The organism is Aeromonas sp. AE23HZ002T15 (genome assembly GCF_054165525.2).
On the sequence record NZ_CM201342.1, the window covers coordinates 3,898,419 to 3,910,059 of the forward strand.

The window sequence follows — 11,641 nt, forward strand, 5'->3', positions numbered from 1 at the left end:
TTAGGGTCTGGCGGCTGCCAGCGCCTGTTCGAGCAGGGTCAACCCCTCGTCGACGATGGTCGCCGAGGCGGTCAGGGGAGCGAGGAAGCGGATCACGTTGGCCCGCACCCCGCAGGCCAGCAGCACTAGGCCGCGCTTGCCGGCCTCGGCCACCAGGCGCTTGGTGAGATCCGGGTCGGGCTGGCCGGCATCGCCTCCCTTGACCAGCTCCATGGCCACCATGGCGCCCGGGCCGCGGATGTCACCGATGCAGTCGAAGCGCTCCGCAAGCTTGTGCAGGCGCGCCTTAATCTGCTCCCCCTGGGCCAGCGCCTTCTGGTTGAGCTTCTCCTCCTCGATCACTTCCAGCACCGCCAGGGCGGCGGCGCAGGCGATGGGGGAGCCGGCATAGGTGCCGCCCAGGCCACCCGGCTTGGCGGCGTTCATGATCTCGCTTTTCCCGACCACGGCGGACAACGGGAAGCCCCCCGCCAGGCTTTTTGCCAGGGTCATGATGTCCGGTTCGACGCCGCTGTACTCGGTGGCGAAGGTCTTGCCGGTGCGACAGAATCCGGTCTGGATCTCGTCGCAGATGAGGACGATGCCGTGCTGGTCGCAGATCTTGCGAAGGGCCTGCAGGAAGTTCGGGCTGGCGACGTAGAAGCCCCCCTCACCCTGCACCGGCTCGATGATGATGGCCGCAACCCGGGCCGGCTCTATGTCAGAGCTGAAGCAGAGATCCAGCGCAGCCAGCGCATCGGCTTCGCTTACGCCAAGGTAGTCGGCTGGGAAGGGCAGGTGATAGACCTCCCCCGGGAAGGGGCCGAAGCCGGTCTTGTAGGGAACCACCTTGCCGGTGAGGGCCATGCCCATCATGGTACGGCCGTGGAAGCCACCCTTGAAGGCGATGGTGCCGCTGCGACCCGTGTGGGCGCGAGCTATCTTGATGGCGTTTTCCACCGCCTCGGCGCCGGTGGAGAGGAAGAGGGTGCGCTTGGGGGTTGGTCCCGGCACCAGGGCGTTCAATTTCTCCGCCAGCTCGATATAGCCGGGGTAGGGGGTGACCTGGAAGCAGGTGTGGCTGAATTTCTCCAGCTGCTCGCGCACGGCGGCGATCACCTTGGGGTGGTTGTGGCCCGTGTTGAGCACGGCGATGCCGGAGGCGAAATCGATGTAGCGATGACCCTCCACGTCCCACAGCTCGGCGTTTTGCGCCCTGTCGATAAAGACCGGCAGCAGGGTGCCGACGCCCTGTACCACGGCCGCTTCGCGGCGGGACTGCCAGGATTGATTACTCATCTCTATTCTCCCTCTGGGGCTTGCCCCTCAATTCACTGTGATGGGCCGGCAACTTGGCTGCAGGCCCTCTCCTTGTGGTGAGTCATGGGGTGGACGACTCGAAACACCCCGATCATTAAAGAATTAATAATTATAATAAATGTATTTTTATGCAATTGAGCCGAAGCAGAGATATTTGGTCTCGAGGTACTCCTCCAGTCCCTCGGCGGCCCCTTCCCGGCCGAGCCCCGACTCCTTGATGCCGCCAAAGGGGGCCAGCTCGGTGGAGATGAGCCCCTCGTTGATGCCCACCATGCCGTATTCCAGCCGCTCGGCTACCCGCCATACCCGGGCGATGTCCCGGCCATAGAAGTAGGCGGCGAGCCCGTAGGGGGTGTCGTTGGCCAGCGCGATGGCCTCGGCCTCGGTCTCGAAGCGCACCAGGGGGGCGACCGGTCCGAAGATCTCCTCATCCAGTATGGGGTTGCCCTTGGCCACCCCGGTCAGGATGGTGGGGCTGTAGAAGAGTGGGCCGGCGGGGTGGGGTTCACCCCCCACCAGCACCCTGGCGCCGGCGGCCTCGGCCTGCCTGACCAGGCTCGCCACCTTGTCGGCGGCAGCCGGGTTGATGAGGGGACCGATCTGGGTGCCCTCGCTCAGGCCATCCCCCACCTTGAAGGCACTCACGGCGGCGGCCAGCTTCTCGGCGAAGGCGTTATAGACGCTGGATTGCACCAGGATGCGGTTGGCGCAGACGCAGGTCTGGCCCGCGTTGCGGTACTTGGAGGCCAGCGCCCCTGTGATGGCGGCGTCGAGATCCGCGTCGTCAAACACGATGAAGGGGGCGTTGCCGCCGAGCTCGAGGGAGAGGCGCTTCATGGTGTCGGCGCACTGGCGCATCAGCAGCTTGCCGATGCGGGTGGAGCCGGTGAAGGAGAGCTTGCGCACCTTGGGGTTGGCGCACAACTCGTTGCCCACGGCGGAGGCCTGGTGGGAGGTGACGATGTTGATGACGCCGGCCGGGATCCCCGCCCGCTCGGCCAGGGCCGCCAGGGCCAGGGCGCACAGCGGCGTCTCGGCGGCGGGCTTGATGACTATGGTGCAACCGGCCGCCAGCGCCGGCCCCGCCTTGCGGGTGATCATGGCGATGGGGAAGTTCCAGGGAGTGATGGCGGCGACCACGCCCACCGGTTGCTTGATGGTGGCCAGCCGCCTGTCCCCGGAGAAGCCCGGAATGGTGCGGCCATAGGCGCGCTTGCCCTCTTCCGCGAACCACTGGATGAAGCTGGCGCCGTAGGCGACCTCGCCCTTGGCTTCGGCCAGCGGCTTGCCCTGCTCGGCGGTCATGATGCGGGCGAGCTCGTCCTGGTTGGTCATGATGAGTTCGAACCAGGCCTGGAGCCGGCTGGCACGCTCCTTGGCGGTGAGCGCCGCCCAGGCAGGCTGGGCCTGGTGGGCGGCTTCGATGGCGTCTCGAGTGTCTGCCTCGTTCATGTCAGGCACCCGGGTGATGAGCTGGCCGTTGGCCGGGTTCAGCACCTCGAACTGGCGGCCGCCCTGGGCCTCGCACCAGCGGCCACCTATATAGGCAAGAGACTTGAGCAAGGAGTGAAGGGGTTGTGATGCTGACATAAGAAGCCTCGATTGTGGGTTCAGGTGGCCGACTCGTCCCAGGTGCCACCGTATAGAATAATAAGCACAGGACGACCATAAATTGAGCCGAAATGTTTTTCAAGTGTTAAATATATTTGAGTAAACCGGACATCACATGCTAGAAATGGAGCTGTCAGGACGATTCTACCGGTTTTTATCGGAACGGGTGTGCAAAATAATGAACAGTTGAGGCTGTGAAGGATAACGAACACCGGAACGGGATTGATCCACTATTTTAACCAGGCACAGCGTCTTCGAATGGCACACAGGGAGGTGGGCGATGCAGCAATCACAGGGCGAGGTCAGGTGGCAGGCCATGACGGACAACCCCCAGGATCAGCAAGAGGCGGAGCCTGGGTCCCACAAAGGGGTCGATGAGGGGAGCGAGCGCAGCATGGGGGAGCGGCTCGCCGCCACCCGTCGCCGGCTCGGGCTCTCCCAGCGGCGGGCCGCCGAGCTGAGCGGGCTGACCCACGGCGCCATCTGCATGATAGAGCAGAACAAGGTGAGCCCATCGGTCGCCTCCCTGCAGAAGCTGCTGAGCGTCTATGAGCTGCCCCTGTCGCGCTTCTTCGCCGAAGAGGAGGGGCGGGCACCGAGCGTGGTGATCAAGCCTGATCAGCTCATCGAACTGGGTAGCCAGGGGGTCTCCATGAAGCTGGTACACAACGGCAACAACCGGCGCCAGCTCGGCTTCATGCTGGAGACCTATGCCCCGGGCACGGACACCGGGGGCCAGGTCAAGCACCTGGGGGAGGAGGTGGGCACAGTGCTGGAAGGGTCCGTGCTGCTGACTCTGGCCGGGCAGACCTATCAGCTCAGCGCCGGGGACAGCTACGTCATCGACACCGGTGAGCCCCACAGTTTCAGCAACCCGTCCGGGGAGACCTGCCGCATCGTCAGCGCCCATACCCCGGCCAGTTTTTAATGTTTTGACACCTTTGATTTGGAAAAGAACCGGTAAGGAAGCAAGGATCATGACCGAACATGTAAACAGTTACTACGCCGCCAGTGCGAATCAACACGCACCCTATCCGACCCTGACCGAGCAACTTGAGTGCGACGTCTGCGTGATAGGTGCGGGTTATACCGGCCTCTCCAGCGCCCTGCATCTGGTGGAGAAGGGCTATTCCGTGGTGGTGCTGGAAGCCGCCCGCATCGGCTTTGGCGCCAGCGGTCGCAACGGTGGCCAGATAGTGAACTCCTACAGCCGCGACATCGACACCATAGAAGCGAACTGCCCGCCGGATCAGGCCAGGCTGCTCGGCTCCATGTTGTTTGAGGGGGGTGACATCATCCGCGAGCGGATCAAGCGCTACAACATCCAGTGCGATCTGCAGCAAGGCGGGGTCTTCGTCGCCGAGACCGAGAAGCAGCTCCACGAACTCAAGGCTCAGCAGGCGCGTTGGCAGAAGTGGGGCAACGAGGAACTGACGCTGCTCGACGCCGACGGGGTGCGCGAGGTGGTAGCGAGCGATCGCTACGTCGGCGGCCTGCTGGACAAGCGGGGCGGCCACATTCATCCCCTCAACCTGGCACTGGGGGAGGCGGAAGCCATCCGCATGCAGGGGGGCAAGATCTTCGAGCAATCCGCCGTGACCTCCATCACCCCGGGCCAGCCCGCCCTGGTGAAAACCGCCAAGGGGGCGGTGAAGGCGCGCTTCGTGGTGGTGGCCGGTAACGCCTACCTCGGCAACCTGGTGCCCGAGCTCGCGGGCAAGAGCATGCCTTGCGGCACCCAGGTGATCGCCACCGAGGTGCTGGGGGAGGAGCGTGCCCGCTCGTTGTTGCCGCAAAACTACTGCCTGGAGGATTGCAACTACCTGCTCGACTACTACCGCACGACCGGGGATCACCGCCTGCTCTACGGCGGCGGCGTCGTCTACGGGGCGCGGGATCCGGCGGATATCGAGCGGCTGATCATCCCCAAGATGCTCAAGACCTTCCCGCAGCTCGCGGACGTCAAGGTGGAGTACACCTGGACCGGCAACTTCCTGCTGACCCTGTCGCGCCTGCCGCAGTTTGGCCGGATCGGCCACAACATCTACTACATGCAGGGCTACAGCGGCCACGGCGTCACCTGTACCCATCTGGCTGGCAAGTTGCTCTCCGAGGTGCTGAGCGGTCAGGCGGAGCGCTTCGATGCCTTCGCCAAGCTGCCGCACTACCCCTTCCCGGGGGGGCGTCTGCTGCGCATCCCCTTCACCGCCGCCGGTGCCGCCTGGTACACATTGCGGGATCGGTTGGGGGTCTAAGTCAGAAAGGAATATATGGTTGCCGGTCCCGAGCGCTGGGCTTTATGACCGATGGCCCTGTGACGGCTGGTGCCGATAGCAGAGTGGGCAAGACCTGTTTCAACAGGCCGCTGACCCTGAATGGGCAGGTGCGGGGCGCGCCAGCTGGCTTGCTTATGAGGTGGAGAGACCTTGCCGACAGACCGACATTTAGATAGACAGAGGGAGGCGCTATGCCTCCCTCTTTATTGGATCCAAATCCCCCGCTTGTCGAGCATCGATAGTCGATGTCGGCTCGCTCAACCGTATCGGTCGCGGAAGAGATACCGACTGCGATATCCCATCAGAAGCGATAAGGGAAGCGGAGCCCTATGCTGTAGTCCGGTGCGTCCGTGGTGAGGCCGGCAGACCAGTTCACCGCCATGGAGAGATTGTCGGTGATAGCCCAGGTCGAACCCATGCCGAAGCTGGCGGCGTTGGCATCCGTACCGGTGACCTTCTCCATGTCGAAGCCTTCCGCCCCTTGTTCGGATTCTAGGGTGATGCGCTGGTTGATGTTGAAGGAGAGGCTGAAGCGCTCGTTCAGGGCAAACGCGACCCCGAGCCCGTATTCATACCAGTCGCCGAGCTGGATGCTGCCGGGCTGATTTCCCGGTTGGTAAGAGACGTCGTCGAAATCCTGCTTGAGGCTATGGCCGTAGTTGAGGTTGGCAAACAGGATGGCGGGATCCAGGGTCTTGACCAGGGAGAAGCCGGTGGACAACTGCCAGAGCCCGTTGCCGGTGGCGAGCTCCTTGGGAACCATCAGGTTGCCGGATTCTGACGACTCTATCTCTATGCCGTAGGGATCCTTGCCGGTGGGGGCCTTGGCGCGCAGGTTCCACACCAGATCCGGCCAGCTTTCATCCTCGGCGAGGACACGGTAGTAGATGGCCATGCTGATGTCACCGATCCCGCCATCGCTGACGCTCTGCTCTTCAAAGTCCCGGCTGGAGTTCTCCTTGCCGGTGCTCTGATAGTTGGTGTTGCGATACAGATAGGGAACGGCCAACTCCGCCTGCCAGCGATCGTTGAAGGTGTAACGGGCTACCATGTCCGCCGTCCACTGATCGGATCTCACCCTGTCCAGATTGATCTCCCCGAGGAAGATGGCATCCAGCGCCAGGAAGCCGCGCAGGGCGAGATCCTTGCGATTGTAGTGCTGATAAGAGAGGCCGAAGTCCAGGGTCAAAGCCCGGTCGAAGACGTTGTGCTGCTCCAGCATCAGGTCTTCGGTACTGCGCCCTGCCTCGGGGGTACGGCGGGTGGCCGTTTCTTGTTGGGAGCTGGCTGCGGCAGCAGTGGCACCGGCGGCTGCCCCTGTGGCCGCGGCTGTGGTACTTGCCCCGGCGGCCTTGACCGCTTCCAGCCGGGCCTGTAACTGATGGAGAGCCTGATTCTGCTGGATCAGTTGCTGACGCAGTTGATCCAGCTGTTGTTGTAGGGCCTCTTCCTCTGCGGTCGCCCCCCAGCAGGTGAGCGGGGTCAGCGCAAGCAACAGCACGGTAGACTGTTTCATCGAGCCACATCCTTGTTGTTTATTGTCCCTCTACTGCGCACTCCACTGGGGAGATCCGATTCAATGAGAGAACCAGATCCTGGTCTGATTCAGGGTCTGGAAGCCATCCCCCCTGACCCGGTTGAGTTGCAGCAGACCTCGACTGAAGTCCGCCCCCCTCAGACTCTGTTCCAATTGGACGCGTCCATCGGACGAGTTTAGCTGCAGCCCTGCATAATTGCCGGAAACCCGATAACTGGCGGTTCCTAGGTCTCCCTGACTCTCATAATTGCCGGCTGTCACGGTTTGTCCCGTTATCGCAGGTGCCGTCAGTGCAATGCCCGCTTGATTGACCGAGCTGTTGCCGGTCCCTTCAAGTTGCATGACCTGCACCAGCCCGGCTCCCTGAATGGGGGCGCTCTCGGGTGTGCTGGCCGTTGTCTTGACGTTATCCTCGATGCGGATGTCGAGCTTGGGCTGGCTCTGCGCCACGCTCAGCGCCAGGTTCATGGCAGCCGTTTGCTGGGCCTGGGCCGTTGTCAGGGTTGAAATGAATTCGATGCCAAAATAGCTGATCCCGCGGGAGCTGACGTAGCGACCCCGCATGTTGGCCAGCTCGCCGTCAGCCATCTCGGGCGCAAATTGATCTGACAGCAGTGCCAGGGGATCCGAGGCGGCCAAGAGTGGACAGGCAACACCACCTAGGCTGCAGATGAGGCAGAGAGCGGGTCGGGTGTTCATGATGACCTCACATTAACTCTTTGGACTGGAAGCCGAATTCCAGCAAGGATGTTTCGTTGACGGGGGCAAAGAGTCCATCTTTGCCTCTGACGGATAGCGGTGGGGCGGGGTTGGCCAATGGGGCATCCGCCCGGTAACCGGAGCCGATGACGGCCAGCAGGATCCCGTTCCAGCTATCCTTGAACTCTTTGAACGTGATGACACGATTGCCCAAGGCAGGATCTGCCAGATAGACGCGGTCGTGTCGGTCGATGGCTCTCAGCACGGCGAAGTGCTGGTAGCCGCGAATATTGAGCAGCACTATGGTGGGCACCCTCACCTGGCGTAGTTTCTCATCGCTCAGGCGGTAACCCCGGGCGCGCATGCCGAGCATCTGTACGTACTGCTTCATGTCGAGCATGGAAAAGCCGTAGCGTTTGACCAGATCCGGGTTGGCCATGGCCATCATGCCATCCATGACCCAGCGCTCATTGGTCACCTGGCCGTAGGCATAGCGCAATATGGTGGCGACGGCGGCGGCCCCGCAGCTGAAGTCCGTATGCTGACGTTCGATATTGGCGTATTTTCGCTCCAGAAGGCTCTGCACCGGCTTGTTGAGATCCCCCAATCCCGAGAGATGTTCCCCCATGGGCAGAGTGGCACTCCAAGTCATCGGGCAAAACAGCAACAGCAGTAGCCAGCGCATCTGTGTCTCCTTGTCCCTGGAAAAAAAGGGGGCCTGAAAACAGGCCCCCGACTGGATTATTTGGCGAATCCAGCAGCCAGCGAGAGGTTGTTGGCTTGCAGGTTGTTGCTACCCGAAGCCACGTTCACCCCGATATTGCCGACGGCACCGTTGAAGGAGCCGCCATCGATGGTGGCGTGATTGAAGGTCTCACGACTGGTGTAGGTGTTGACCACAGGGATATAGCCGGTGGCATAACCACTGAGCTTGATATCCCCCTCTTCCTTGAACTCGAACTTGCCGTCGTTTTTACCTTCATTGTCGTAGTCGATATGACCCCACATGTCCCCACCATTCGGGTGGTCTCCGTCTTTCCAGATTTCCGGATAGACGTTGTTGGACTGTTTGCTGGTCCCCTCGTACTCGCCATTGGCCTTGAGCTTGAGGAAAATGGGGTTGTAGTCGACCGTCTTGGTGGCACTCAGGCTTTTGTTCTCGGTCATGTTATGGGAGACGCTCTGGCTGTTGGCCACGGTCGCGACCGCCATGTTGCCGGTGGATACGGAAGCCGCCATGTTGTTGGCCTGCACGTTACCCGAGCCGGACACCACGTTGGCCCCTATGTTGCCCGCAGCATCTTCGAAGGCCCCATCACCCACGCTGGCCTTGTTCTGATGGCCCTGATTGCTGGTCATGTTGTGGCTGGCGCTCTGATCGGAGAAGATCTCTGCATCCGAGGAACCACCCGGGGTACCTTGTTGTTGGCCCCGTCCCATGACAAATTCGGCATCGACTTCGTCATAGGCGGCCAAGGCCCCGCTGTTGCCCTGGACGTTGGAGTCCCCGGCCGCGACGTTGGCGCCGACGTTACCGGATGCACCCTGGAACGAGCCATCGATCTTGCTCGTGTTATCGGTTCTGGTATTGGAAGTGCCGATCATGGAAGTGGATTGCTGGTTGTCCACCACCGCCATGCCGAGCTTGTTGACATTGATGTAGCCGCCGACCCTCACGTCGCCTTCATACTCTACATCGACCTCTGCCTTGACCTTCTTGGTCAAGGTTGCCCCTGTCTCATCCCTGTCACCGCGATAATCGGCGGATGCGGTGCCCGACATTGCCATGACGACCGCGGCGGCTAATGAGCTATAAATAAGTCCACGCATAATGAGTCTCTCCATTGAGCTTTCTGTGGAAGCCTTGTCCATCGGCTTAACAGATGCCTCCAGACTTGGCTTCCGATCCCTGCGGCATCATGGTGATGCCGTTACTGCGCCTGCCAGAGGCAGGGATACCAGGTTGACGGCCTGGTTTCCTTGCCCCGTGACCTGGTTCACCTGGATGACCCCTTTGCTGCCCGTCAGGGCGGAGTCATCCATATAGATGCTGGTCGTCGTGGTCGCGGGTACTTTGCCCGACGGTGTCTTTGCGACGCTGGTACTGAGATTGATATCTGTCACCACCCCCATGCCGCTGCTGTCATCCAGTGACAAGGCGAAGGCATTGAGCTGCTGATTGGCTTCACCCGCCCCCTGGTTGATGCCCACCAACCCCTGATTGTTGCTAAGCGCGGACCCCAGAATGGCGACACTCTGGTTGCCTCTGAGATTGGTAGCAGATTGATTTTGTTGGCTGAACTGAATGACGGCGGGGCCGGAGACGGCGATGGCGGCAAGGTTGCCTTGCTGGTTGTTATTACCGGCAACCATATTGACACCCATGGTGCCCCGGATATTGCTGAGCGCCTGTGAGCCCAAATCCACGCGATTCTCCGCTCTGGGTTGGCTCGTTAATATCGAAAGGGAACAAATTGCCAGTGCAATATATATATTCATGCTCTTTCTCCATTTGCCACTTGGGCCAATCAGAGAGAGCAATGGATATGCCAAATCATAATGAAATGATTTCTAAGGTATTTTTTATTGTTGTTATTGTCATTAAGTCTCGATGTTGAGACAGAAATTTATTTAAATTAATAACGCACTGTTTACAAAGGGTTTTGTTCGTTCTCAGTCATAAAATGACGTTCTCAGTATTGTGGTGCCATTGGTCTATAAATGAGATGCATTATAGTTAACAGCGTCTGGCGGTTGAATATTAGCGTCATTTGAAAACTTAAATGTTCTCCAAGAATGAAAAGAGTGAGCATGGACTCGTTAGGGTTTTGTTCTCTCTTTTTTAAGGTACCTCGTGGAGGCTCTTATATGACCGAAACGGCATTATTACTCATCAATTCATGTGCCGTGCTGGAAAGCCTGCTGGTGGAAGGGGAGTGGCGAATAGAGCAGGCGAATTCCTTGGCGGTGGCAGAACGAAAACTGAAGGAACAGGACTATCCGCTGGTGCTGGTGGCGATAGAGCCTGATCAGCATGAGGCGCTGCACGGCTTGATTGCCGGGCATGCCAATAGCCTGTGGGTTGGTTTGATCCAGCGGGAGAGTCTGGCGAGCGAGACGCTGCGCAATCTGCTTGCCGCCTGTTTCCATGACTTTCACACCTTCCCCCTCGATCCGGACAGGCTATCCCACAGCCTGGGGCATGCTCTGGGGATGGCGCGGCTCATCCGGCGTCACAGGCCCAAGCTGCCGGCACAGCTGCGCTTCATTCAAGGGGAGAGCATTCCCATCCGGCAGCTTAGGGACCAGATCATGCGCTTGCAGCACTGTCGACTGCCAGTGCTGGTGACGGGCCCGAGCGGTACCGGCAAGGAGCTGGTGGCCAGAGAGCTGCATTACAGCACCTTCGGGGAGGAGAGTCCCTTCGTGGCCGTCAACTGCGGAGCCATGTCCCATCAGCTGATCCAGTCCGAGCTGTTTGGTCATGTGAAGGGGGCCTTCACCGGTGCCCAGAGCCGCAAGATAGGCAAGATAGAGGCGGCCGACGGGGGGACGCTGTTTCTGGACGAGATCGGTGAATTGCCCCTGGAGGATCAGGCCACCCTGCTGCGCTTCTTGCAGGAGCAGAGCATAGAGGCGGTGGGCAGCCATCTGTCCCGCAGCGTCGACGTCAGGGTCATCGCCGCCACCAATATCGATGTGGAGCAGGCGGTGGCCAACGGCGGCTTTCGCATGGATCTCTACTACCGGCTCAACGTGGTGAGGCTGCGCACCCCCTCCTTGCGCGAGCGAACCGAAGACATTCAACTGCTGGCGGACGATATTCTGGCGGAGGTGCGCGGCGGGCGGGTGCTCAACTTCACCCACAAGGCGCGCCAGGCCATGCAGTCCTATGGCTGGCCGGGCAACGTGAGGGAGCTGCGCAACCGGGTGCAGAGAGCGGCGGTCATGTGCTCTGGTCCCTATATCGAGGCCCACGACATGGAGCTGTCCAACATGGACTCCCTGCTGCTGGATGGCTCCCTCAAGGCGGTGCGAGAGGCGGCAGAGCGTCAGGCACTGCAGCAAACACTTGCCCGCTTCCCGGATCAGCTGGAGGAGGTCGCCCGTCAGCTCGATATCTCCCGAGCCACCCTCTACCGGCTGCTGGACAAGCACGATCTGCTGTAACCCCATGGGGATGAGCCTGTCACCATGTGAAACGCCCGGGTCATTGGCC

General features: G+C 60.8%; 10 protein-coding genes. 3 read left to right on the forward strand and 7 right to left on the reverse strand.

Annotation, left to right across the window (positions count from 1 at the left end):
- Together gabT and ACT5M9_RS18245 are read right to left on the reverse strand one after the other, a co-directional pair.
- Nucleotides 1-1,278, reverse strand: a complete 1,278-nt coding sequence (gabT, locus tag ACT5M9_RS18240; protein ID WP_457979880.1) for a 4-aminobutyrate--2-oxoglutarate transaminase — start codon at nucleotides 1,276-1,278, stop codon at nucleotides 1-3.
- A 147-nt stretch (nucleotides 1,279-1,425) separates the two neighbouring features.
- Complete coding sequence (locus tag ACT5M9_RS18245; protein WP_457979878.1) at nucleotides 1,426-2,889, reverse strand: NAD-dependent succinate-semialdehyde dehydrogenase; 1,464 nt, start codon at nucleotides 2,887-2,889, stop codon at nucleotides 1,426-1,428.
- 301 nt (nucleotides 2,890-3,190) lie between these two features.
- Here ACT5M9_RS18245 and puuR point away from each other — a divergent pair, with 301 nt between their 5' ends.
- Together puuR and ACT5M9_RS18255 are read left to right on the forward strand one after the other, a co-directional pair.
- A complete protein-coding gene (gene puuR / locus ACT5M9_RS18250) occupies nucleotides 3,191-3,838 on the forward strand; it encodes an HTH-type transcriptional regulator PuuR (protein ID WP_457979876.1) in 648 nt (215 codons plus the stop codon).
- A 49-nt stretch (nucleotides 3,839-3,887) separates the two neighbouring features.
- Nucleotides 3,888-5,165 (forward strand): NAD(P)/FAD-dependent oxidoreductase, encoded by a 1,278-nt coding sequence (locus tag ACT5M9_RS18255; protein WP_457979874.1) that lies wholly within the window; start codon nucleotides 3,888-3,890, stop codon nucleotides 5,163-5,165.
- Nucleotides 5,166-5,487: 322 nt separating this feature from the next.
- On the opposite strand, the gene ACT5M9_RS18260 is transcribed toward ACT5M9_RS18255, so the two are convergent.
- From ACT5M9_RS18260 to ACT5M9_RS18280, 5 genes are all read right to left on the reverse strand, one after another.
- Nucleotides 5,488-6,702, reverse strand: coding sequence for a transporter (locus ACT5M9_RS18260; RefSeq protein WP_457979872.1), 1,215 nt, complete (start codon nucleotides 6,700-6,702; stop codon nucleotides 5,488-5,490).
- A gap of 60 nt (nucleotides 6,703-6,762) precedes the next feature.
- Nucleotides 6,763-7,422 (reverse strand): hypothetical protein, encoded by a 660-nt coding sequence (locus ACT5M9_RS18265; protein ID WP_457979870.1) that lies wholly within the window; start codon nucleotides 7,420-7,422, stop codon nucleotides 6,763-6,765.
- Between the two features lie 7 nt (nucleotides 7,423-7,429).
- The gene (locus tag ACT5M9_RS18270; protein WP_457979868.1) at nucleotides 7,430-8,107 is read right to left on the reverse strand and encodes a C39 family peptidase; all 678 of its coding nucleotides are present in this window, start codon (nucleotides 8,105-8,107) and stop codon (nucleotides 7,430-7,432) included.
- A 56-nt stretch (nucleotides 8,108-8,163) separates the two neighbouring features.
- Nucleotides 8,164-9,147 (reverse strand): FapB/FapC family functional amyloid domain-containing protein, encoded by a 984-nt coding sequence (locus ACT5M9_RS18275; protein WP_456501269.1) that lies wholly within the window; start codon nucleotides 9,145-9,147, stop codon nucleotides 8,164-8,166.
- A 192-nt stretch (nucleotides 9,148-9,339) separates the two neighbouring features.
- On the reverse strand, nucleotides 9,340-9,921 hold the full coding sequence (locus ACT5M9_RS18280; RefSeq protein WP_438550080.1) for a FapB/FapC family functional amyloid domain-containing protein: 582 nt from the start codon (nucleotides 9,919-9,921) through the stop codon (nucleotides 9,340-9,342).
- Nucleotides 9,922-10,290: 369 nt separating this feature from the next.
- On the opposite strand from ACT5M9_RS18280, the gene ACT5M9_RS18285 reads away from it, so the two are divergent.
- Nucleotides 10,291-11,592: a sigma-54-dependent transcriptional regulator gene (locus ACT5M9_RS18285; protein WP_457979866.1), complete on the forward strand. Its 1,302-nt coding sequence runs from the start codon at nucleotides 10,291-10,293 to the stop codon at nucleotides 11,590-11,592.
- Nucleotides 11,593-11,641: the final 49 nt, after the last annotated feature.